The organism is Streptomyces sp. NPDC054796, from assembly GCF_053611545.1.
The window spans coordinates 55,269-77,648 of the sequence record NZ_JBSHAO010000024.1; the positions used below are offsets into that span (position 1 = coordinate 55,269).

17 protein-coding genes are annotated in these 22,380 nt (G+C 70.7%); 5 read left to right on the top strand and 12 right to left on the bottom strand.

Features of this window, described 5'->3' with window-relative positions:
• Window positions 1–4 precede the first annotated feature (4 nt).
• The 3 genes from ACWGJ2_RS20785 (at window position 5) to ACWGJ2_RS20795 (ending at window position 3,381) form a co-directional block, all read left to right on the top strand.
• The gene (locus ACWGJ2_RS20785) at window positions 5–814 is read left to right on the top strand and encodes an alpha/beta fold hydrolase (protein WP_453347618.1); all 810 of its coding nucleotides are present in this window, start codon (window positions 5–7) and stop codon (window positions 812–814) included.
• Window positions 815–961: 147 nt separating this feature from the next.
• Window positions 962–1,186, top strand: coding sequence for an MbtH family protein (locus ACWGJ2_RS20790; protein ID WP_453347619.1), 225 nt, complete (start codon window positions 962–964; stop codon window positions 1,184–1,186).
• Between the two features lie 71 nt (window positions 1,187–1,257).
• Window positions 1,258–3,381 carry an ABC transporter ATP-binding protein gene (locus tag ACWGJ2_RS20795; RefSeq protein WP_453347620.1) on the top strand — a complete coding sequence of 708 codons (2,124 nt, stop codon included), beginning with the start codon at window positions 1,258–1,260 and terminating at the stop codon, window positions 3,379–3,381.
• A 169-nt stretch (window positions 3,382–3,550) separates the two neighbouring features.
• On the opposite strand, the gene ACWGJ2_RS20800 is transcribed toward ACWGJ2_RS20795, so the two are convergent.
• Window positions 3,551–5,032: an acyl-CoA synthetase gene (locus tag ACWGJ2_RS20800; protein WP_453347621.1), complete on the bottom strand. Its 1,482-nt coding sequence runs from the start codon at window positions 5,030–5,032 to the stop codon at window positions 3,551–3,553.
• Between the two features lie 218 nt (window positions 5,033–5,250).
• On the opposite strand from ACWGJ2_RS20800, the gene ACWGJ2_RS20805 reads away from it, so the two are divergent.
• Window positions 5,251–6,345, top strand: a complete 1,095-nt coding sequence (locus tag ACWGJ2_RS20805; protein ID WP_453347622.1) for a glycoside hydrolase family 5 protein — start codon at window positions 5,251–5,253, stop codon at window positions 6,343–6,345.
• Window positions 6,346–6,414: 69 nt separating this feature from the next.
• Here the strand turns inward: ACWGJ2_RS20805 and ACWGJ2_RS20810 are convergent, their stop codons facing one another.
• From ACWGJ2_RS20810 to xylB, 8 genes are all read right to left on the bottom strand, one after another.
• Entirely contained in the window at window positions 6,415–7,482 is a 1,068-nt protein-coding gene (locus ACWGJ2_RS20810) for a Rieske 2Fe-2S domain-containing protein (RefSeq protein ID WP_453347623.1), read from the bottom strand.
• 36 nt (window positions 7,483–7,518) lie between these two features.
• Window positions 7,519–8,577, bottom strand: a complete 1,059-nt coding sequence (locus ACWGJ2_RS20815) for a terpene synthase family protein (protein ID WP_453347624.1) — start codon at window positions 8,575–8,577, stop codon at window positions 7,519–7,521.
• A 112-nt stretch (window positions 8,578–8,689) separates the two neighbouring features.
• Window positions 8,690–10,108 (bottom strand): protoporphyrinogen/coproporphyrinogen oxidase, encoded by a 1,419-nt coding sequence (locus ACWGJ2_RS20820; protein WP_453347625.1) that lies wholly within the window; start codon window positions 10,106–10,108, stop codon window positions 8,690–8,692.
• 265 nt (window positions 10,109–10,373) lie between these two features.
• On the bottom strand, window positions 10,374–11,135 hold the full coding sequence (locus tag ACWGJ2_RS20825; protein WP_453347626.1) for a bestrophin-like domain: 762 nt from the start codon (window positions 11,133–11,135) through the stop codon (window positions 10,374–10,376).
• Between the two features lie 111 nt (window positions 11,136–11,246).
• Window positions 11,247–12,065 carry a hypothetical protein gene (locus ACWGJ2_RS20830; protein ID WP_453347627.1) on the bottom strand — a complete coding sequence of 273 codons (819 nt, stop codon included), beginning with the start codon at window positions 12,063–12,065 and terminating at the stop codon, window positions 11,247–11,249.
• Window positions 12,066–12,307: 242 nt separating this feature from the next.
• Window positions 12,308–12,964 carry an N-acetylmuramoyl-L-alanine amidase gene (locus ACWGJ2_RS20835; RefSeq protein WP_453347628.1) on the bottom strand — a complete coding sequence of 219 codons (657 nt, stop codon included), beginning with the start codon at window positions 12,962–12,964 and terminating at the stop codon, window positions 12,308–12,310.
• Between the two features lie 183 nt (window positions 12,965–13,147).
• Window positions 13,148–14,407 carry an ROK family protein gene (locus ACWGJ2_RS20840; protein WP_453347629.1) on the bottom strand — a complete coding sequence of 420 codons (1,260 nt, stop codon included), beginning with the start codon at window positions 14,405–14,407 and terminating at the stop codon, window positions 13,148–13,150.
• 333 nt (window positions 14,408–14,740) lie between these two features.
• Window positions 14,741–16,168, bottom strand: coding sequence for a xylulokinase (gene xylB / locus ACWGJ2_RS20845; RefSeq protein ID WP_453347630.1), 1,428 nt, complete (start codon window positions 16,166–16,168; stop codon window positions 14,741–14,743).
• A 112-nt stretch (window positions 16,169–16,280) separates the two neighbouring features.
• Here xylB and xylA point away from each other — a divergent pair, with 112 nt between their 5' ends.
• A complete protein-coding gene (gene xylA / locus ACWGJ2_RS20850; protein WP_453347681.1) occupies window positions 16,281–17,447 on the top strand; it encodes a xylose isomerase in 1,167 nt (388 codons plus the stop codon).
• A 131-nt stretch (window positions 17,448–17,578) separates the two neighbouring features.
• Here xylA and ACWGJ2_RS20855 read toward each other — a convergent pair whose 3' ends face one another.
• The 3 genes from ACWGJ2_RS20855 to ACWGJ2_RS20865 all read right to left on the bottom strand — a co-directional run bounded on the left by ACWGJ2_RS20855 (window position 17,579) and on the right by ACWGJ2_RS20865 (window position 22,308).
• Entirely contained in the window at window positions 17,579–19,765 is a 2,187-nt protein-coding gene (locus tag ACWGJ2_RS20855; protein ID WP_453347631.1) for a pectinesterase family protein, read from the bottom strand.
• 101 nt (window positions 19,766–19,866) lie between these two features.
• Window positions 19,867–21,024 (bottom strand): sigma-70 family RNA polymerase sigma factor, encoded by a 1,158-nt coding sequence (locus tag ACWGJ2_RS20860; RefSeq protein WP_453347632.1) that lies wholly within the window; start codon window positions 21,022–21,024, stop codon window positions 19,867–19,869.
• A gap of 423 nt (window positions 21,025–21,447) precedes the next feature.
• Window positions 21,448–22,308: an amino acid ABC transporter ATP-binding protein gene (locus ACWGJ2_RS20865; protein ID WP_453347682.1), complete on the bottom strand. Its 861-nt coding sequence runs from the start codon at window positions 22,306–22,308 to the stop codon at window positions 21,448–21,450.
• Window positions 22,309–22,380 lie beyond the last annotated feature (72 nt).

The window sequence follows — 22,380 nt, forward strand, 5'->3', positions numbered from 1 at the left end:
TCCGATGCCGGTGGCGCGGATCAACGGAATCAGCCTCGGCTACGACGACTACGGCTCGGGGGAGCCGGTGGTGATGGTCACCGGCACCGGGGCACCGGGAAGGATGTGGCGCACGCACCAGGTGCCCGCGCTGAAGGCGGCGGGATACCGGGCGATCACGCTCGACAACCGGGGCATCCCGCCGAGCGACCTGTGCCCGGAGGGCTTCACCCTGGACGACATGGCGGCGGACGTCGCCGGTCTCATCGAGTACCTCGGAGTGGGGCCCTGCCGGGTGGTGGGCTTCTCGCTGGGCTCGGTCATCGTGCAGGAGCTGCTGGTGGCCAGGCCGGAACTGGTGCGGGAGGCCGTGCTGATGGCGACCTGCGGGCGGGCCGACGGACTGATCACGGCCATGTCCGCCGCCGAGATCGAGCTGTGCGACAGCGGGGCCAAGGTCCCGCCGCGCTACGCGGCCTACATCCAGGCGCTCCAGAACCTGTCCCCGGAGACGCTCAACGACGAGACGAAGCTTCAGGACTGGCTCGACATCTTCGAGATGTCGGCGGTCGATCTCAGCTCCATCCGGGGCCAGCTGGGGCTTCAGGTGTTCGGGAACCGCCTCGCCGCGTACCGCAGGATCTCCTGCCCCTGTCTCGTCATCGGGTTCGGCGACGATCTGATCGTGCGCCCGCACCTGGCGCGGGAGGTCGCAGAGAGCGTCCAGGACGGCACGTACACAGAGATTTCCGGATGCGGTCACTACGGATATCTTGAGAAGCCCGAATCCGTGAATGCCGCGATCACCTATTTCTTCGGTATGCGGAGAACTTGAGCCGTCCGTCACGGCGGGAAAGTCAACTGCCCGATTCTGACCGGGTGTTCAGGCGGCTGTCCCGTATTGCTGACCTTGTAGCCGTTCAGGCGCTCGGTTATCGTGTTTCACGTCTTATCCCGCAAAACAGGAATGATGGGAGTGGTCATGGCAAATCCGTTCGACGATGAAAACGGGACTTTCGTGGTGCTGGTGAACGATGAAAACCAGCATTCCCTCTGGCCCGTCTTCGCCGATACGCCGGCCGGATGGAAGATCGTTTTCGGTGAGGACACCCGCAAGGCGTGCCTGGAGTACATCGAGGAGAAGTGGACGGATATGCGTCCGCAGAGCCTCATCGATGAGATGAACAAGCTAGAGACCGCCAGCTAGGCGAGCCCCTCCCCGACGGTGACGACGAAACAGAGGTGGTATCTGTGGCCATGATGGGTGGCCCAGGGCCGATGATAATAAGAGGGGACGGGCCGGACTCCTCGATAACAAAACAGAAGGTCAAACCCGGTACTGCCAAGCGGATACTTCCGTACACCAGGCCGCACCGACGCAGCATCGGCCTTCTCCTGGTCATCACCACGCTGAACGCCGGCTGCGCGGTTGCTCCGCCTCTTCTGCTCAAGTACCTCATCGACAGCGGAGTCCTTGCCCAGGACCTCTCCATCGTCGTGTGGATCGCGGTGGCCGTCGGTGTGCTGGCTCTCTTCGCCGCCGTCATCGGATTCGGGGAGGCGTGGTACTCGGCCAAGGTCAGCGAAGGGCTCATCTACAGTCTGCGTACGCAGGTCTTCAATCATGTGCAGCGTCAGCCGCTGGCGTTCTTCACCCGCGCGCAGACCGGCGCACTGGTCAGCAGGCTGAACACCGATGTGATCGGCGCCCAGCAGGCCGTGACGCAGTTGTTGTCGACGGTGGTTTCCGCGGGGCTGACCCTGCTGTTCATCCTGGGCACGATGCTTTACCTGTCATGGTCGATCACCCTGCTCTCCCTGGCGCTGATGCCGTTCTTCATCCTGCCCGGCAGGCTGATCGGACGGCGAATGCAGCAGCTCGTTCGGCAGCACATGCAGATCAATGCCGAAATGGGCTCGATGATGCATGAGCGGTTCAACGTGACCGGGGCACTGCTGGCCAAGCTCTACGGCCGCCCCGACACCGAGACGGGCCAGTTCTCGAAACTGGCGGCCCGCGGACGCGACATCGGCGTCCGGCACTCCGTCTCCATGAAGATGCTTTTCCTTTCGACGATGCTCGTCGGCTCACTGGCCACGGCAGCCGTTTACGGCGTGGGCGGCGCCTTCGCCATCAACGGCGCCTTCCAGGTGGGCACCCTGGTGGCGCTCGCCACGCTGCTCACCCGGCTGATGGCACCCGTCGGCCAGCTCTCCAACGCGCAGGCCGACGTGATGACCGCGCTCGTCAGCTTCGACCGGCTCTTCGAGGTGCTCGACCTCAAGCCGCTGATCGCCGAGAAGCCGGACGCGGTGGCCCTGCCGTTCGCGGCCTCGGGCAACGGCTCGGCACCGGAGGTCGAGTTCGACGGGGTGTCCTTCCGCTATCCGAAGGCGGCCGACATCTCGCTGGCCTCCCTGGAATCGATCGCCGCGCCCATGCCGGAGCGCGACGACGACAACGCCTGGACCCTCCAGGACCTGAGCTTCACCGTTCCGGCGGGGAAGCTCACGGCGCTGGTCGGCCCGTCGGGCGCGGGCAAGACGACCATCACCCACCTGGTGCCGAGGCTCTACGACCCGGACGAGGGCACGGTGCGCATCGGCGGCAAGGACCTGCGGGACCTCACCCTGGCGTCGCTGAACGAGACGGTCGGCATGGTCACCCAGGACGCCCACCTCTTTCACACCACCATCCGCGAGAATCTCGCCTACGCCCGCCCGGACGCCACCGAGCAGGACATGAAGGAGGCGTGCAAGGCCGCGCAGATCTGGGACCTGGTCGATTCGCTGCCCGACGGTCTGGACACCATGGTCGGCGACCGCGGCTACCGGCTCTCCGGTGGTGAGAAGCAGCGCATCGCCATGGCGCGGCTCCTGCTGAAGGCCCCGCCGGTCGTCGTACTGGACGAGGCGACCGCGCATCTCGACTCGGAGTCCGAGGCGGCCCTTCAGCGGGCTCTCAAGACCGCGCTCACGGGCCGGACCTCCCTGGTGATCGCCCACCGGCTCTCCACGATCCGGGACGCCGACCAGATCCTGGTCGTCGACAAGGGGCAGATCAAGGAACGCGGAACCCACGAGGAACTCCTCGAACTGGACGGGCTGTACGCGGAGCTGTACCGCACGCAGTTCTCCCGCCAGACCCTGGGCAACGGCGACGGACCGGCTCCCGAGAAGGTCCCCGAGCCGGTCGGCCCGCCCGGTCACTTCATGGGCCCCGGTCCTGGCGGTCCCGGTGGCCCCGGCCCCGTCTTCCACGGTCCTGGCCCTGGCGGTCCCGGCCCTGGTCCGGGTGTCTTCCACGGTCCCGGCCCCGGTGGTCCCGGCGGCCCGGGTGGTCCCGGCCCTGGTCCGGGTGTCTTCCACGGCCCGGGGCCAGGCGGCCCGGGTCCCGGATGACGAGGGCACGGCCGTCGGGGTGAGCGTGAGCCCGCCGACCGTGCGAGATCCCCGGCGAACGGAACGCAGGAACGGTGTCCGCGACTTCCTCACGGAGGTCGCGGACACCGCGTTGTGGCCCGCCCCGGCGTCGCCCGGCAGCCCCGTCCCGCCCCGTCCTGCCCCGCGCTCAGGGCGCCTGGCTGGAGCCGCCCTGGACGGGCAGGTCGGGCAGCTCGCGCTTCATGACCTTGCCCATGTCGTTGCGGGGCAGCGCGTCGAGGAACCGCACGGTGCGCGGCCTCTTGTGCGGGGCGAGCTGACGGGCCACCAGCGCGGCCAGCTCCTCCGTGTCGGGCGGGTTCGCCGGGTCGGCGGGGACGATCCAGGCGGCGACCCGCTCGCCCAGGTCCGGATCGGGCTCCGCCGCCACGGCCGCCTCGGCGACGCCGGGGTGGGCGAGCAGCACGTTCTCGATCTCGCCCGCACCGATCTTGTAGCCGCCGCTCTTGATGAGGTCGGTCGCCTTGCGGCCGACGATCCGTACGTAGCCGTCCGCGTCCCGCGTGGCCATGTCGCCCGTACGGAACCAGCCGCCGTCGAACGCCTCGGCTGTGGCGTCGGGCCGGTTGAGGTACTCGGTGAAGAGGTTGGGCCCGCGCACCTGGAGTTCGCCGACCGTCTCGCCGTCCTGGGCCGTGACGCGCTCGCCCGCGTCGTCGACGAGACGCACGTCCACGTCCTTGAGCGGCACCCCGACCGTGCCGGGGCGCGGTGTGCCGTCGGCGCGCACGCTGGTGTTCATCAGCGTCTCGGTCATCCCGTACCGCTCGATGACGTGCCGCCCCGTGGCCTCGGTGATCCGCTCGTGGTCGGGCAGCGGCAGCGCGGCTGAGCCGGAGACCAGCAGCCGCGCGCCCGACAGCGCCGACACCAGCGCGGGGTCCGACGCCAGGGCCTCCGCGATCCGGTGGTACATCGTCGGCACCCCGAACAGCATCGTGCCGCCCGAGGACAGCTCCCGCGCGACGCCTTCCGTGGTGAAGCGGCCCAGGTGGCGCAGGGCGCCGCCGCGCCGCAGCGGGCCCAGGACGCCGAGGATCAGGCCGTGGACGTGGAAGAGCGGCAGCGCGTGCACCAGCGTGTCGTCCTCCGTCCACCGCCAGGCGTCCTCCAGCGCGTCCAGGCTGCTGGCGATGGCGCGGCGGGAGAGGACGACGCCCTTGGGCGGGCCCGTGGTGCCTGAGGTGTAGACGATGAGCGCGGCGGACTCGGGCCCCGGCTCCGGCGGCAGCGACCACACCGAGTCGGTGGGCTCGCCGGTGAGATCGACGTCGGCGCGGGGGAGCGCGGCCAGCGCGTCGGGCAGCTCGGCGCCCGGCTCGGCCAGCACCAGGTTCGGTGCGCTGTCGGTGACGATGTGGGCGAGTTCGCGCTCACCGCTCTTCGGGTTGACCGGGACCGCGGGCACTCCGGCGAGTAGCGCGCCCACCACGCCGACGCTCGTCTCCAGGCCGGGGGTGGCCCACACCGCCACGCGTCCGGCGGACTCGACGCGTGCGGCGACGTCGCCCGCTGCGGCGGCGAGTTGGTGGTAGCTGAGCTCGCGGTCGCCGAAGCGCAGCGCGGGGCGCGAGGACGCCGCGTGCAGCGCGGGGAAGAGCAGGGACACCCGGACTCCTTCGTGATCTCGTCTCTCGGGCCGTCAGCATCTCACTTGACGCACGGGCCGCGCCGGGGGAGGGGGAGGAGCCGTCGAGGGTAAGGAAACTTTCCTAACCCCTTGACGCCGATAGGCGGGGTCCCTAACTTTCACGCCACTCCCGCATTGCCCGGGGATGACATGTCCCCCTCACGAGCCTCGCCCCCCACCTTCCGCAGGAGGCATCCGTGCACCAGCACCTCAGCAGACGCCGCACCATCTGGACCGTCCTGTGCGCCGCGGCGCTCGCCGCGTTACTCCTCGCGCTCCCGCCGTGGTCCAGCGCCGACGCGGGCGAGGACACCGCCCGGACCGCTCGTACCGCCGACGCCGACAGGGCCGCCGCCAGGATCGCCGCGCCCGCGGGCTCGGCCGTCGCCGAGAACGGGCAGCTCTCCGTCTGCGGCGAGCGACTGTGCAACGAGCGGAACCAGGCGGTGCAGCTCAAGGGCATGAGCACCCACGGCACCCAGTGGTACGCGCAGTGCGCCACCGACGGGTCCCTCGACGCGCTGTCCCAGGACTGGGGCGCCGACGTCCTGCGCGTGTCCACGTACGTCCAGGAGGGCGGCTACGAGACCGACCCCGAGGGTTTCACCCGTCTCGCCCAGCGCATCGTGGACCAGGCCATCGCCCGGGGCATGTACGCGGTCATCGACTGGCACCAGCTCACCCCGGGCGACCCGAACCAGAACACCGCCCTGGCCAAGCGCTTCTTCACGGACATGGCCGCGAAGTACGCGAACCAGCCCAATGTCTTCTACGAGATCGCCAACGAGCCCAACGGCGTCGAGTGGGCCGACATCAAGTCCTACGCCGAGGAGGTCATCCCGGTGGTCCGCGCCCAGGACCCGGACGGCGTGGTCCTCGTCGGCACCCGCGCCTGGTCCTCGCTGGGGGTCTCCGAGGGCTCCGACGAGCAGGAAGTCGTGAACAACCCCGTCGACGCCGACAACATCATGTACACCTTCCACTTCTACGCCGCCTCGCACGGCGCGGAGTACCTCGGCGCGCTCTCCAGGGCGGCGGACCGGCTGCCGGTGTTCGTCACCGAGTTCGGCACCCAGAACTACGCGGGGGAGGGGGCCAATGACTTCGCCTCGGCGCAGAAGTACCTCGACCTGATGGCGGAGAAGGGCATCTCCTGGACCAACTGGAACTTCTCGGACGACGAGCGCTCGGGCGCCGTCTTCAAGCCGGGCACCTGCGACGGCGACCAGTGGACGGGAACCGGAGTCCTCAAGGAGGCCGGTATCTGGATCCGCGAGCGGGTCAAGGGCTGACCGTGACCCTGCCCGGAGGCCCGGCTCCGGCCCGCAGGGGCGCGCGGTGGTTCGTCCCCCGTCGCCCCGTCAACGCGCTTGAAGAGTGCCTGGATCCGCAGCGGGCTTCGGCGCCGTGACGGGGTGGCTGTAGAACTGTGCGGCCCATCGTCGGTAGGCAGTGATCGGGCCGTCGCCCTTGGCCAGGCGGGGGCGTTCCAGATAGGTCTTGGTCTGCCAGATCGACTTGTCCTGGTTGAGTTCCCGGCTGGTCCATGTGGACACGGGCCGCATGAGCTGGAGGAATGCCTGCTCGATTCCGGCCTGAAGGACTGTCCGCAGGTGTGATGAGGGGATCCACCGCAGATCGGGGTGCTTGAGCCGGGTTACGGAGACCACGCGGAGTTTTCCGGGTTCCAGCGGCAGGAGGAGCATCTCGCCGAGCATCCGGAGGTGCCAGCGAGGAATGGCGATCCGGGCGGTGATGAAGCCCAGTCCGTAGCCGTCGACGTCCCAGTGCATCGTGGCGGGCCCCAAGCCGGGGAAGGAGCGTCGAACCTCCATGGCGAGGTGGTAGTGGTGGTCGGAGAATTCTGTGGGCACCGTCATCCTGTGGCTCAGGTACCCGTGAAGAGGAGCGAAGTGGCCGAGATCGTGGAGATTCTCGACAAACTCCTGCGGATAGCTGTCGTATTCATGGGTGCGCAGGTGCGGGGGCGAGTAGCCGGTGCTCGTGCCTTCGGGGATCACCCAGTCGGGAGAGGCGTTCTCGGCATGCCGCCACACCCAGATGACGCCGTCGCACTCGTGTGATTGCCGCAGTCGCAGACTTGTCCTGGGCGGCGGTGTCCCGTATCCGGTGGCCACGCATGTCCCCGAGGGGTCGTATGCGAAGCGGTGGAACGGGCAAACGAGGTTCTCGTTCTCTACGGTGCCGCCTACTCCGAGATGGGCCCCGAGATGGGGGCAGTACGGCCGCACGGCACGCAGCAGACCGCTGCGGGTCCTATAGAGGACGACGTCCTCCCCGGCCAGCCTCTTGCGCAGAACCGACCCCTTCTTCAGTTCGGTGCTGAAGGCGACGGGGAACCAGCCGTCGGGGAAGGGCAGCAGGATGGGCCGGCCGGGGTCTTTCGCGTAGCTCGAAGCTTTCCGCATGGTGTTTCCGCCTTCGCTGTCCGTGGATCTTCCCGGTCAGGTATGTGTTGCGGCTCCTTGGAAATCAGGTGGTGGCTTCAGCCGATCGGAGCGGTTGTCCGGCGGATTCAGCGGACCCGGCACAGGTGCCGCCGGCCTTGTGGCGTACCGCTCGGATCGCCGGCCCCAGTCATGGGCGCCTCGCATCATGGACCGCAGAGCATCGGCCCGGTATCGCTGGAGGGCCGCTTGCTGGTACTCATCGAGGGCGAGCTGAAGAAACAGCTCGGGAAGCTGCTTTTCCAGAGTGAGGAACAGCTCGGAGCGTTGCCGGACCATCGCGCTGATCGTCCCGATCGCGTGGCTCCTGGAGCAGTGGTTCTCCCGTTGGAGTTGCAGAACGAGATTGCAGTCCCCGTTGGTTTCCTCTTTCTCGACCGAGACGATTTCGTTGTCGAAAATGACCACCTCATGGGCTACCCGGCGCATCGTGGTCAGCAAAGCGCTGTGGTAGGCGCGTTCGGGAATCTCGAAGTGGCCGACCCTTTCGGCTAGGTCGAGGACCGGTGCGACTCCGATGCTGTCCATGCGCAGCTCTAGCTGGTCGGCGAACGAGGGGACTTTGCCCTGACACCGATTGACGGCCTCGGTGATGTGGCTGCGCAGATAGGCGCGCCAGTGCCGCGCGGCGCGGTGCCGCCAGGATGCTGACATCCCGTCACGACTGCGTGCCCACAGATCGGCGAAGGCGCGGATGGTTGGTGGGCCGTCGGAGGAAGGCGGCCCGCACGTGGACGCGTCGAGCACCGCGGTGAGAGCCGTGGTGACCGTTGTGACGTAGCCGGGGTCCCGGCCGCGAGGGCCGTCGAAGTGGTCGTCGAAGAGGAAGTACCAGCTCTGCTGGTCGACGGCCAGGTCGAGATCGGCGCCGGTCGCTGACGGGTGGAAGCGTGCGGCCAGTTCGCTGTAGTGGCCTTGGGAATGGCGTTGTTCAGCGGCGGGGGTGGGGAACAGCCCCACGGCGCGAGGCCAGTCGAGATGGCAGTCCCGAGCACGGTCGAAGTCCGGGCTGATGCGGCTGAGGAAGGGAATGTGCAACGCGACGTCTTGTGGCACGGTTGTCCCTTTTCTGGAGGCCCGGTGTATTTCTGCGTTCGCCATATGCGGCAGGAGGTGGTGAGAGCAGAGCGGCCCGATGCGGAAGGCGTGTGCCGCCGGGCGGCTCTTTCTACGTACTTCTGTCTCCTCGCATGGCGGCGATGAGGTTGCGGGCGGCGCGTTCACCGGAGGCCGAGGCGGCATTGACGCTGGAGGTGCAGAAGTAGTCCCCGGCCAGTCGGACGAGGGAGTCCTCTCGTCGGCTGCGGGCTTGGAACTCCCGCATGGCCGTCCAGTAGCCGGGGTAGCTCTGCATCCAGGAATAGGGCCACCGGGTGACGTGGGTGAACAGCGTGTGGTCTCCCACGGCCGGGACCAACGCGCTGCCCGCCTCGATCAGCTTCCGTGTGATCAGACCGTCGTCCTGATCGATGAGCTGTCGGCTCCAGGCCGAAGAGGCGTAGAGGGTGACGAGCGCCTTGCCGGCCGGGATGCGGTGAGGAACCTTGTTGTGCTCCAGACTGGCGGCGAGCACCGCGCTGTGATGTGAGTGCTCGGTCGCGTACACCATTGAGGCGGTGGTGCCGGGAACCCGGTCCATGGCCACATGGAGTGCGGTGATGGTGGCGTTGCCGACCTTGGCGGCCAGAAACTCCTTCCGCCAGGAGCCGAGTCCTTTGTGGATCCGGGCCGCCTGCTCGGGCAAGGTAGCGATCACAGCGCCCTGGTAGGACGCGGTGTGCTCTGACGTCTCCACGTCGCGCCAGACCACCTTGACCTCGTCGCGGTGTCGTTCCACACAGGTCACCCGCGCCCCCAGGGTGACCTCGAAGCGGCGGCAGAGGAGGTCCGCATAGGAGGACATGCCCTGGCGGAGGGCCAAAAAGGGCTGAGGTCGCATGAACAGCCCGAAGGCGTACAGCATGCAGGCGGCTGAGATCTCGGAGGGCGCGGTGCCGACGAAACCACGGACGACGGGATCGATGAAGTGGTCGAACACCTCGTCGCCCACGCGCTGTCGGCCGTACTGCTCAGCGGAGAGATGATCGATCCCGGCTAGTCTGGAGAGATCCTCGACATCCCGCTGTTTCCGGTATCGCATGAGGTCATACGCGATTCTGGCAAGCGCCAGTTTGTTCCTCGGGGAGATCAGACCGGTCCGCGTCACATCACGCGGAAGGTGCTCGACCGCGAAGTTATGGGTCGTGCCGAAGCGATCGAGCATTCCGAGAAGTGACGAGGCCGGGACGAATTCACCGCCGAGCCCGGCGTCGCGCGCGATACCCATGAAGCTGCCGTAGCCCCGGGCGAGCTGGGTGGCTCCCTCCTCGATGAGGAAGCCGTCGCGGTGAAGAGTCCGCATCCGGCCGCCGAGCCGGTCGCCCTGTTCGAACAGCCGCACCCGGTATCCCGCCTGCCGGAGCCGGAAAGCGGCGGCGAGCCCCGCCGCACCCGAGCCCACTACGGCCACTTCGCCCTGTTGCCCGGGTTGCTCGCGTGTTCCGGGGAGGGGCGGGCGCGAAGGTGACGCGATCTCATTGTCGGCCACTGTGCCGCCCTCCCTCTTGGCAGGAGCTGGCACCCCGATACCGCACCGACTGCGGGCGGGGGCCAGGCCACGACTCCACGCGTGTGACCACGTATGGGCGTCAGTTCATGACACTGCTCCGCCGCGGGGGATGCCACCCCGGGCAGTCGGGGGAGGCGTGAACGTGGTGAAAGCCCGCGGCGGTGTGAGACCCAGCGGGATGCGGCCAACGGCGCACCTGTCACACGCCCCCTCCACGCAGTACGGCGGGCGGGTCACACGGTGCTCAGCTCACATGCGGGAAGAGCGACGTGAAGGACTCCGTCGCGTCCGTGAGGCCCCGCGCGAAGGGCGAGTCGAAGTGCCACACGAGGAAGACGAGGAAGGCGATGAGCGAGGTGAAGAGGACCGCGAGCAGCAATTCCCGCCCCGAGCGCTGGATCTGGAGCGTGAAGAGCATCCCGACCGCCACCGCGGCCCCCACGATGAGCCCCACCCACACCACGCCGGGCATCGTCGGCTCCGCGCTCGACGCGCGGTCCGTACGGGCCGCGTCGGCCTCGGCGACCTGGTCGACCAGTGACGGGTAGGACTGCTCCTGCTGGACGGTACTGGGCTCGAAGGAGACCACGTCGTGCCGGATGCGGTCCATCAGCTTCGCGCCGTGCTCCGTGACCTTGCCGTGCTTCGCCATGTACGGCCACTCCTTGTCGACCGTGTAGCGCACATAGGCGTCCACGTCGTCGCGGACGCGCTCACGGTCGGCCTGCGGGAGGACCTCGGCGCGCTGGTGCACCTCGTACAGCGCCTGGGCCTCGGCCTTCACCGAGTCGTCGGCGATGTTGCGGGCCTCCCAGACTCCGGCGATGGCGAGACCGAGCACGATCGCGTACACCACGCCGATCATCATGGTCATGTACTCGATGACGTCGGGCGTCTCGGACGGGTCGTCGTCCTCGCCCACGCGCCGCTGCCGCAGCAGCACGATGACGACGACGAACGCGCACGCGGCGAGCACCGCGAGGGTCAGAACCAGCCAGTCGGACATGGGTGTTCTCCTGCGCCCTCCCGGAAGAGGGCTTGTGTACGGGGCCTGTGGCCGGGAGCGGGGTCGGCGCCGGTCACCGGAGTGACGGCTCGGGAGCGGGAGGGAGCGGGGCTATGCGGAGGAGGCGGGGCCTCCGCCGCCCGAAGCGGTCCCGGAGCCGGAGCTGCCCGAGCCCGAACCGCCGCTCCCGCGCGGGCGCAGCGCGGCGGCGGCCAGCACGGCAGGGGCCAGGATGAGCAGGGTGCGGGTGACCATCGGGAACCTGCCGCTCGGGCGCTCGTTGTCGGGCGTCACATGGGCCGGTGCGGGGGCCGCGGCCTCGGCGTGCGGCGGCTTCGGATCGTCCGGCTCCGGTTCGGGCTCCGGTGACTCGGGCTCGGGCGCGCGGGAGGACGCGCTGGGCTCGGGCTCCGGTTCCGGCTTCGGCGGTACGGGCTTCGGCTCGGGCGCCGGAGCCTCGGGGCGTGCCGGAGGACTGCTCGGTTCGGGGGGCGGCGTGCTGCTCGGCGGCGGCGTGGGGGTGGGCGTCGGCGTTGGCGTGGGAGTCGGCTCCGGCGGCGGGCTGCTGCTCGGCGGGGGAGGCGGCAGTGTGGGAGTGGGCGGTGGAGGTGGTGGTGGCGGAGGCGGCGGGGGTGGAGGTGGTGGGGGGCACCAGCAGTGGTGCCGTGTCACCAGATCCACGCTCACCCCTGGAACGCGCACGGAGAGGGAACCGCAGCCGCCGTGCCGGGCGTTCGCGCGGACCTCGGTCTCACCCGCCCGTACGGAGAGCCCGGCGCTCGCACCGGCGCGTGCCCGCTGGCTCTCCGGGGCGGCGAAGGGAGAGCCGGGCACCGTGTCGGCGACGGCGGGCGCGGCGCAGATCATCGCGAGTGTCGTGCAGGCAAGGGCTGTTGCCGAGGTCTGTCTCCACCGGTGTCGTCCCGTCACGCGGTTGAGCATGCGCGGCTCCGGAGCGTCCCGGAAAGCCGTTCGCCCGATAATCGCTCGAACGGCTGAACTCCCCGCTTCTGTTGATTAGAACGCCTCCATGGGCTGAAGGCCGCGGGAGTGACCGCCGCGTCCGTGTGGGGCGCGCTTCACGAACTGAACCGCCGGGGCCGTAGCCGCGTTGACGCGCACGCCGCTCCCCCGTCGGCCGCGACGCGACGCGACGGGGGGCGCACGGGCGCCTAGCCGCCGTTGATGAGGCCGATGTAGCGGTCCCAGTCCCAGTGGGGGCCGGGGTCCGTGTGGTCCGCGCCGGGGACCTCGCTGTGCGCGATGATGCGCTCGCGGTTCTTGGGGATGCCGTAGGCGTCGCAGACGGCGGCTGTGACGGCGGCGGAAGAGCGGTACATCGCGTCCGTGAACCACGCCGCGTCGTCTATGAAGCCCTCGTGCTCGATGCCGATGCTGCGGGTGTTGTAGTCCCAGTTGCCCGCATGCCAGGCGACGTCCTTGTCGTGGACCATCTGGGCCACGTGCCCGTCTTCGGAGCGCACCACGTAGTGCGCGGAGACCTGCGCGGACGCGTTCTGGAAGTGCTGGACGGTTCCCGCGTAGCTGCCCTGGGTCACGTGGATGACGACGAACTCGACCGGGTACTCCGTGGGGCGGTCGGCGGCCGTGAAGTTAGCGCTGTTGGCCGGGATCCACTCGGCGCCGGGGATGTCGGCGACGCCCTGTGCGCCGTTGCCCCTGCCGGTGGCGAGCGCGGACCCGGTGGCGAGAACGGTACCTGTGGCGGCCACCCCGAAGGCGAGCCCGCCACGCAGCAGGGAGCGTCGTGAGGGACTGGTGTGACTGCTGGAGTGGCTGAAGATGCGGCTGTGCCGTGCGAGGCTCATCGTGTCTCCCAGTGGGGGGTGAAATGGGGGCACGTACATGACAAGTTGACGCGCGTTGATAGTCGCATCCCGGCCACGCGCTGACAACACTGCTCGGAACTGCCATTGGTCGCACCACCGGCGACCGGTCGCGGTGCGCCGTCCGGCCTGGTCAGGCCCGGTCGGGCCCGTGTGCCGTCGCCCCTACGCGCCGCGTCGCCGGACCGGCACATACCCGCCGGGGTCGTCCAGCACGGCCCGTACCACCGAGTGCGCCGCGCCCAGCAGTGGCCCCTCGGGACCCAGCGCCGAGACCGACACCTCCGGTACACCGTCCGGCACGGCGGTGCGCCGCTCCAACTCGCCCTCCAGCGACGGCAGGAGCCAGGGGGCCAGCCCCGCCAGCGCCCCGCCCAGCACCACGGCGCGGGGGTCCAGCAGGTTCACGGCGCCCGCGAGGGCGATGCCCAGCGCCGTGCCCGCGCCGCTCAGCGCATCCAGTGCCGCCGTGTCGCCGTCCCCCGCCCTGGCGGCGAGCGCGGCCAGCGCGTCACCCTGAGTCGCCCCGCCGCCCGTGCCGCCGCGCCCTCCCGTCCCGGCCCCCGCCGTGATCCCCGCCGCCCGCAGCAGCGCCGCCTCACCGGCGTACTGCTCCAGGCAGCCGCGCCCGCCGCACGCGCACGCGGGCCCCTCCGGGCGCACCGGAACATGGCCCAGCTCCCCGGCGAAGCCCCGTGTGCCGCGCAGGAGTTCGCCGTCGAGCACGATGGCCGCGCCGATGCCGACCTCGGCGGAGACGTGGATGAAGTCGCGGGCCGACCCCTCGCCACGCCCCAGCCACAGCTCGGCCAGGGCACCGAGGTTGGCCTCGTTGTCGACGGCCAGGGGAAGCGGCCCGCCCGGCCCGTCCAGATGATTCAAGTGGGCGGCGATGTCCGTGCTCTGCCAGCCGAGGTTGGGGGCACGGACGACGGTCGAGGTGCCGCGCGTGACGAGCCCGGGAACCGCCAGCGCGAGCCCCGCGGGGGCCAGCCCCTCGGCTGCGGCGTCCTCGGTGACCCGTCGCGTCAGCTCGCCGAGCCGCGCCAGCACGGCCGACGGCTCGCTGTCCCGGTTGGCCGCCTCCTCGCTCGTACGGGCACGCACCCGCCCCCGCAGATCGACCGCGCAGACCGTGAGGTGGTCCACCCCGATCTCCGCGCCGATCCCGCAGGGCCCGCTGTCGGTGAGGGCCAGCGCGCTGCCAGGGCGTCCGACCCCGCCCGAACGGCCGGGGCCCAGCTCGACGAGGAGCCCGGCGCGCAGCAGTTCGTCGGTGAGCGTGGAGACGGCCGCGCGGGTCAGGCCGATGTGCGCGGCGACGGTCGCACGGGAGGACGGGCCGCCCTCGGCGACCGCGTACAGCACGCGTGACAGGTTGCGCCTGCGCATCTCCCGCTGCGACGTGGGCGCCGGAGCTGCCATGGGAATCGACTCCTCCTCGTGCGGCGGCGACGCGCCGACGACGTGAACAGGCGTGAACAGGCGTGAACAGGCGTGAGCAGTCGTGAACGTGGGCGGACGTGGAAGGGTGCTGACGTGGGCCCAAAACCGGCACGTCATCGTCGCGACCGTGAACCGGAACGGCCCCCGCCGCCAGCCCACGGCCACCAGACAACAGACACCAGCCACCCGTCACCACGAACCGCCACCGCACCCCGCTCCTGCGGACACCGCGAGTGCCGGGCCCGTCCACCGGGACCGGCCCGGACACCCGCCCCTCACCGGCGCGGGCAGGCGCCCTCGTCAGTGTGGACGTCAGTGCCGTCGCAGCAGCGTATCCCCGCCCGAGAGCGTGTCGGCGATGCGCGCGAGCGCCGCGTCGTCCCGCTTCACCGCGTCGAAGGAGGGTCCGTCGGCCGTGCCCCAGCGCCGGGCCACCGCCGCCGGGTCCTCGCCCAGGAGCAGTCCGGCGGCCTGGGCAGCGGCGCCGAGCGCGACCAGTTCCTCGGCCCGCGGCACCCGCACGGGGCGCCCCGACAGGCGCAGGACCGTCTCCCGCCAGGCGGTGCCCTTCGCGCCGCCGCCGATCAGGAGCAGGGGCGCGTCCGCGTCGGTCTCCTCGTCCAGGACCTCGTCCAGCGCGCGCAGCAGTGCGAAGACCGCGCCGTCGTAGGCGGCTTGGAGCACCTGGCCGCCCGTCGTGTCGTGCCGCAGGCCGTTCAACAGGCCGGAAGCGTACGGCAGGTTGGGCGTGCGCTCGCCGTCCAGGAAGGGCAGCATCGCGACCTCGCCGCCGCCCTCGACGGCCTCCCTGTCGAGCCCGAGCAGCGCGGCCACCCGGTCGACGGCGAGCGTGCAGTTGAGGGTGCAGGCCAGCGGCAGCCACTCGCCGCGCGCGTCGGCGAAGCCGGAGACCGTGCCGGTCGGGTCGGCGGGGCGGTGCGGGGAGGCGGCGTAGACGGTGCCGGAGGTGCCGAGGCTGAGCACCGGCTGTCCCGCGCGCAGCCCGAGCCCGAGCGCCGCCGCCATGTTGTCGCCCGTGCCCGTGGCCACCAGGGCGCCCGCGGGCAGCGGCAGCCCGGAGCGCACCGTTCCGGCAGCCTCTCCGGGCGCGAGGACGCGCGGGAGCAGGGCGGGGGAGAGGCCGACGAGCCCGAGGATCTCCTCGTCGTACGCCTCCGTGGAGGAGGCCCACCAGCCCGTGCCCGAGACGTCGCCCCGGTCCGTCGTGCCCTCTCCGGTGAGCTGCCCCGTCAGATAGTCGTGCGGCAGCCGCACGGCGTGCGTGGCCGCCGCGGCGTCCGGCTCGTGCTCGCGCAGCCAGGCCCACTTGGTGACGGTGAAGGACGTCGCGGGCACACTGCCCACGCGCTCGGCCCACGCCTCGGGCCCGCCCAGCCGCTCGACGAGCGCGTCGCGCTGCGGCGCCGACCGCACGTCGTTCCACAGCAGCGCGGGCCGCACGGGCCGCCCGTCGGCGTCGAGGGTGACGAGGCCGTGCTGCTGGCCGCCGACGGAGACGGCGGCGGCCTCCTGGGCCGCGCGCCCGCACTGGGAGAGCGCCGCCTCCAGCGCCTCCCACCACTTCTCGGGGTCCGTCTCGCGGCCGGAGCCCGAGGTCACGGGGTGTGGGGCCTGGCCGCGTGCGACGACCTGGCCGGTCGCCGCGTCCACGACGAGTGCCTTGGTGGATTGCGTGGAACTGTCCACGCCGATGACGAGCGGACCTTCTGGTGCGGACATGCCTCGCGGCTCCCTCTTCCCTCGCTACAGGTCGTGAGCGCATACTAATTTGTCAACGGCCATGACGAATACCCGTGCGCACGAGGACGTGCGCGAGGAGAAGGGCGACGAGATGAGCTACGAGCCGACGCCGCAGGACAAGTTCAGCTTCGGTCTGTGGACCGTGGGCTGGCTGGGACGGGACCCCTTCGGAGACGCGACCCGGACGGCGCTCGACCCGGTCGAGGCCGTGCGGCGGCTGTCCGAACTGGGCGCCTACGGGATCACCTTCCACGACGACGACCTCATCCCCTTCACGACCCCGGAGGGCGAACGGGAGGCGCACGTCAAGCGCTTCCGGCAGGCGCTGGACGCCACCGGCATGAGCGTCCCCATGGCGACCACCAACCTCTTCACGCACCCCGTCTTCAAGGACGGCGCCTTCACAGCCAACGACCGCGACGTACGCCGCTACGCGCTGCGCAAGACCATGCGCAACATCGACCTCGCGGCCGAGCTGGGCGCGGAGACGTATGTCGCCTGGGGCGGACGCGAGGGCGCCGAGTCCGGTGCGGCGAAGGACGTACGGGCCGCGCTCGACCGCATGAAGGAAGCCTTCGACCTGCTCGCCGAGTACGTCACCGAGCAGGGTTACGGGCTGCGCTTCGCCATCGAGCCCAAGCCCAACGAGCCGCGCGGCGACATCCTCCTGCCGACGGTGGGCCACGCCCTGGCCTTCATCGAGCGCCTGGAGCGCCCGGAGCTGTTCGGCGTCAACCCGGAGGTCGGCCACGAGCAGATGGCCGGGCTCAACTTCCCGCACGGCATCGCTCAGGCGCTGTGGTCGGGCAAGCTCTTCCACCTGGACCTCAACGGCCAGAACGGCATCAAGTACGACCAGGACCTGCGCTTCGGCGCCGGCGATCTGCGTGCCGCCTTCTGGACCGTGGACCTGCTGGAGCGCGCGGGGTACGAGGGGCCGCGGCACTTCGACTTCAAGCCGCCGCGTACCGAGGACTACGAGGGCGTGTGGGCCTCGGCAGCGGGCTGTATGCGCAACTACCTGATCCTGCGCGAGCGTGCCGCCGCCTTCCGCGCCGACCCCGCCGTCCAGGAGGCGCTGCGCGCCTCGCGGCTCGACGAGCTGGAGCTGACCACCCTCGACGAGGGCGAGACCCCGGCGGCGCTGCTCGCCGACCGGTCCGCTTTCGAGGACTTCGACGTCGAGGCCGCCGCCGCGCGCGGCATGGCCTTCGAGCGGCTCGACCAGCTCGCGATGGACCACCTGCTGGGCGTGTGAGCCGGGCCGTGTGAACAGGGCCGCGTGAGACGGGCCGCGTGAGACGGGCCGTATGAGACGGCTCGTGCGAGAGGGCCGCCGTCCCGTACGCGTACGGGACGGCGGCCCCCGTGGACTCGCGGGGTGTGGTCTCAGGAGCCGGCGGGGGTCCAGCCGTCGAGCCAGTCGGCGACCTCGTACGAGGCGGCCTCCTTGTCGCTGAGCTGCGGCCGGTCGGCCGAGGAAGCGCCGGTGGCGGCGCCGGGACCCGTGTTGCGGTACTCGGCGAAGCGGTCCTCCTCCCAGGGGAAGCCGCTCATGTCCGTCCAGGGCGCGTCCTTCACCGCCGCGCTCAGCTCGGTCTCGCGGATCACGGTCTGCGGGTCGAGCGCGGCGTCACCGCCCGCGTGCCAGGGGCGGCCGAGGTAGAAGCTGTCGGCGGGCACGTCGCCGCCGATCCGGCTCTTCGTGATGAGCATCCCGTGCTGTCCCGCCACGGTCGAGGGCGCGGTGACGTAGCCGCCGGGGTCGCTGTCGCGGGGGAGGAGCACGATGTCCGTGTCGTGGAGTACGGCACTGGCCCGCCCGAAGACGAAGTCCACGTCGCCCTCGACGCGGGAACCGGTCATATAGACCCGCCCCACGGTGCCCTTCGCCGCGGAGTCGAGCAGCAGGGTGTCCTGGTTGCCGAGCGCCGCGATGCCGTCGAGGACGATCTTGTCGCCGTTGGTGCGCAGTGCGACCGCCTGCTTGTTCGTGATGTCCGTTCTGGACTCGTCGAAGTCGTTCGCGATGGTGAGGTCGCGCGCCTGGAAGTCGTCGGCCTCGACGGCGACGGTCGCGCTGCCGCTGGTGCCGTACGTGCCGCCGCCCGGCTTCGGCGTCCCGGAGGCGTTGTCGTAGACCACGGTCACGTCGTCCCTGTCCCCGCCCGTGCCCCGGAGGCGGATGTGCGGCTTCGTGCGCGGCACCTTCACCGTCTCGCGGTAGACACCGGGTGCGACGGAGATGGTGACCGGGGAGCCGTTGTTCTCCGGCACGGCGTCCACCGCGCCCTGCACGGTGGTGTGGTCACCGCTGCCGTCCTTGGCCACGGTGATCTCGCTCGCCGCCTTGGCGCCCGCCTTCGTGGCACCCGTCTTCTTGGCACCCGTCTTCTTGGCACCCGTCTTCTTGGCGCCGATGTCGGGCCGCGGGCCCGAACTCTCGCGCAGCAGCGCGGGGACGTCCTTGGCCGGGTCGAGCGTGTAGTCGTAGAAGTCGCGCGGGTCGAAGGCGTCGCCGCGGGTGTCGGTGCGGCCCGACGTGTTCCTGGTGATGCTGCCGCGCTGCACGAGTTCGGCGGTCTCGTCGGCCATGTACGGGTCGTGGAAACCGTCGAAGTAGCTGTTCTCCAGCACCATCTTCGTGTGTCCGCGCGACCAGTTGCCGTAAGCGGAGGCCACCTCGCCGTCCGGCTCGTCCAGCAGGTAGTTGTTGTAGAGGTGGGCGTGGGCGACGTTGTCCGTCGACGGGTTGCGCTGCTGCGTCTCGCGGAACCAGTTGTGATGGATCGTCAGGTCGGCGGTGACGTTCTCCGTCCAGCCGATGCCGAACGCCTTGTTGTGCTGCTGGAAGCGGTTCCAGGACACCGTCACGTTCGTGGTGTCCTTGCGGCTGTCGACGAGGCCGTCCTCCATGTGCGTGAGGTCGTTGTGGTCGATCCACACATGGTGCGCGCCGTCCATCTGGATGGCGTCCCAGTCGTGTTCCTTGCCCTCCCAGTCGCCGTCGTAGGTGTCGCGGATGGTGAGGTTCCGGATGATCACGTTGTGGACGCCCTGGCCGAGGAAGAAGCCGCCCTCGACGATCTCCCCGGAGTTCCCGGCGCCCACGATCGTCTTGTCCGAGGCGACCTTGATCTCCTCGCCCTTCTCGGCGTACTTGATCGCTCCGGCCACCCGGATCGTGTACGGCTCGGCGGCGGTCGCGTACTTCTTCAGCTCCTCCTCCGTGGTGACGGTGACCGTCTTGCCGTCCCGCCCGCCGTAGGTGCCGTTCTGGCCGAGCGCGTCGACGGAGGCGAAGCCGTCGGCCTCCTCGGCCCATGCCTTGGGCCCGTGGGCGGGGGCGTTGGCGATGGCGGCGTCTGCCCGCCCGTCGCCGCCTGGCCAGTCGGCGGGCCAGCCGACGGCGGGCCCGAGGCCGAGCAGCGTGCCGCCCGCCAGCGTCAGCGCGAGCGGTACCGCGGCGAACAGACCGGTGCGGCGCCGGTGCGGGGGGCGCGTCCGCGTGCCTACGGGGGTGGGGTCCCCGGGGCGTGTGGGGCGCCCGGGGGAGTCGGGAGGTGTGCGGCTCATGGGGGTACGTCCGTTCCCTGGGTGGCGACTGTCGTTTCCCAGTCGCCACCCGTGCGGGGAAGGTTGCCGGGGCCGCCCGGGACACACGGCCCCGGCCGCGCTCAGCCGCTGCCGCTGCCGCTGGTGCTGGTGCCGCTGCCGGTGTCGCCGTGTCCGCCGTTCGCGCCGTACATGCCGTGCGGTGTGTCGGCCGGCAGGGACTCCGGGAGGCCGAAGACGCGGAACAGCGCGTCCCCGAAGAACGCCGCGACCCGCTCCACACGGTCCCCGTCCAGCGTGAGTACATGCACCTGGAAGGGGAGGTAGTCCCCGCCCTCATGACGGCTGTAGAGCGCGAAGGCTGGCTGTCCGTTCGCCGCCGTGGGCAGCATGAGTCCCTCTCCGGGGCCGATCGGGCACTGGGTGCCGATGAGACGGCCGATGTTCTCCGCTCCGTAGAACCACTCGGGGAACGGGGGCATCTCCCAGACCGCGTCCTCCTTGAACAGCTCCACGATCGCGCTCACGTCGGAGTGCTCGAACGCCGCCGCGTACCGGTCCAGCAGCTTGCGCTGGTCCGGGTCGGTCGGCTCGGCCAGCTCCTCCTCGACGGGCGCCGCCGCCTCGAGCTGGGCCCGCGCCCGCTGGAGCGCGCTGTTGACGCTCGCCGTGGTGGTGTCGAGCAGCTCGGCGACCTCGGCAGCCCGCCACTTGAGCACATCGCGCAGCAGCAGCACGGCGCGCTGACGCGCGGGCAGATGCTGGAGCGCCGCCACCAGCGCCAGCCGCATGCTGGAGCGGGAGACGGCGACCGACGCGGGGTCGGTGGGCTGCGACGTCGCGAACATCGCGTCCGGGATCGGCTCCAGCCAGGGCACCTCGGGGGCCTCGACGACGGGACGCTCGGGATCGTCGCTGGGCGCGCCGAGGCCCGAGGGCAGCGGGCGGCGCCCACGGCTCTCGATCGCGGTCAGGCAGGCGTTCGTCGCGATGCGGTACAGCCACGTACGCAGCGAGGAACGGCCCTCGAAGCGGTCCGCCGCGCGCCAGGCCCGCAGATACGTGTCCTGGACGAGGTCCTCGGCATCGTGCACCGAGCCGAGCATGCGGTAGCAGTGCGCGAGCAGCTCGCGGCGGTACGGGTGGGCGCGGTCGAGCAGATCGCTTCCGGCGCCCTCACCGCCGGGCACGCCGCTGTCGCCACTGTCGCCGCTGCCGCCCGGCACGCCCGCCGGTTCGCTCATGGCCCCTCTGGGGTCGCCGATCGGGCCGTCTGCCATGGTCGTTCGCCTTTCGCCGGTCTCAACGCTCGCTCACCGCTCGAAGTGAGTTTCCCAGGGGCGCGGCGTCCGTGTCGCTCGTTTGTGCGAATTCGTGAGGGGAGTCTTCTCCCGCTCACGAACAAGGACGAACATGGGCAACAGGCACGCGAGGCACACGCGGGGCCCGGGGGCCGCACTCGCGCCGGACGGCCAGGCGGCGGGGCCGACCGTGCCGACACCGCCCAGTGTGCCCCTTTCGGGCGGCAAGGGCGTGCCGTTTTGGGCTCTTTCCCCCGCGGCCCTCTCCGTTCCGCATGGGGGCGGCGCTTCCCGGCTCTCTCCGGGGCTCCTCGGCCAGCTCAAATGCGCGCGGGCGCGCGCGTGATGCTCGGCACGCCGAGGGCCGTCGGCCTGGGCGCCCGTGCGGGGAGTCCGCCGTGCTCAGGGACGTGCGCCGGTCTCCGGACCGGTCTCCGGACCAGTCTCAGGGCCGGTCTCCGCGGCGGTTTGCGCGCCGGGCCCCGAACCGGACTCCGTGCCGGACTCCTCGTCCCGCGCTGCGGGCAGCTCGGCCGCCGCGGGATCGAGCACCCGGGCCAGGAAGGCGCGGGTGCGCGCGTGCCGGGGCTCGACCACGACCTGCTCGGGCGCCCCCTCCTCGACGATCACCCCGCCGTCCATGAACACCACGCGGTCGGCGACCTCCCGCGCGAAGCTCATCTCGTGCGTGACGACGAGCATCGTCATGCCCTCGTCCGCCAGCGTCCGCATCACCGCGAGCACGTCCCCGACCAGCTCGGGGTCGAGCGCCGAGGTCGGCTCGTCGAAGAGCATCAGCCGCGGGTCCATGGACAGGGCGCGCGCGATGGCGACGCGCTGCTGCTGGCCGCCCGAGAGCTGCGCGGGGTAGGCGCTCTCCTTGTCGGTGAGCCCGACGCGGCGCAGGTTGTGCCGGGCCGTCTCCTCGGCCTCGGCCTTGCCGCGGCCGAGGACGCGCCGCTGTGCGATGGTGAGGTTGCCGAGCGCGGTCAGATGCGGGAACAGGTTGAAGGACTGGAAGACCATCCCGATCCTGCGCCGCACCCTGTCGATGTCCACATCCGGATCGGTCACCTCGGCGCCCGCCACGGTCACCGTGCCCGACGTCGGCTCCTCCAGCAGGTTCACACAGCGCAGCAGCGTGGACTTCCCCGACCCGGAGGGGCCGATGACGCAGACCACTTCTCCGGGGGACACCGACAGGTCGATGCCGCGCAGGACCTCGAGGTCACCGAAGGACTTGTGCAGCCCGGTGATCTCGATGGCCGCCGCGCCGCCCGTCCCGGCGCCCGTCGTGCCCGCTGTGCCCGACGTACCCGCCGCGCCCGCTGGGCC

Bases quoted from the DNA above. Each gene is read 5' to 3' on its own strand.
- ACWGJ2_RS20795 (WP_453347620.1), top strand. From the start codon at position 1,258: ATGATAATAAGAGGGGACGGGCCGGACTCCTCGATAACAAAACAGAAG.
- xylA (WP_453347681.1), top strand. From the start codon at position 16,281: ATGAGCTACGAGCCGACGCCGCAGGACAAGTTCAGCTTCGGTCTGTGG.
- ACWGJ2_RS20835 (WP_453347628.1), bottom strand. From the start codon at position 12,964: ATGAGCCTCGCACGGCACAGCCGCATCTTCAGCCACTCCAGCAGTCAC.
- ACWGJ2_RS20860 (WP_453347632.1), bottom strand. From the start codon at position 21,024: ATGGCAGACGGCCCGATCGGCGACCCCAGAGGGGCCATGAGCGAACCG.
- xylB (WP_453347630.1), bottom strand. From the start codon at position 16,168: ATGTCCGCACCAGAAGGTCCGCTCGTCATCGGCGTGGACAGTTCCACG.
- ACWGJ2_RS20840 (WP_453347629.1), bottom strand. From the start codon at position 14,407: ATGGCAGCTCCGGCGCCCACGTCGCAGCGGGAGATGCGCAGGCGCAAC.
- ACWGJ2_RS20855 (WP_453347631.1), bottom strand. From the start codon at position 19,765: ATGAGCCGCACACCTCCCGACTCCCCCGGGCGCCCCACACGCCCCGGG.
- ACWGJ2_RS20790 (WP_453347619.1), top strand. From the start codon at position 962: ATGGCAAATCCGTTCGACGATGAAAACGGGACTTTCGTGGTGCTGGTG.
- ACWGJ2_RS20785 (WP_453347618.1), top strand. From the start codon at position 5: ATGCCGGTGGCGCGGATCAACGGAATCAGCCTCGGCTACGACGACTAC.
- ACWGJ2_RS20825 (WP_453347626.1), bottom strand. From the start codon at position 11,135: ATGTCCGACTGGCTGGTTCTGACCCTCGCGGTGCTCGCCGCGTGCGCG.
- ACWGJ2_RS20810 (WP_453347623.1), bottom strand. From the start codon at position 7,482: ATGCGGAAAGCTTCGAGCTACGCGAAAGACCCCGGCCGGCCCATCCTG.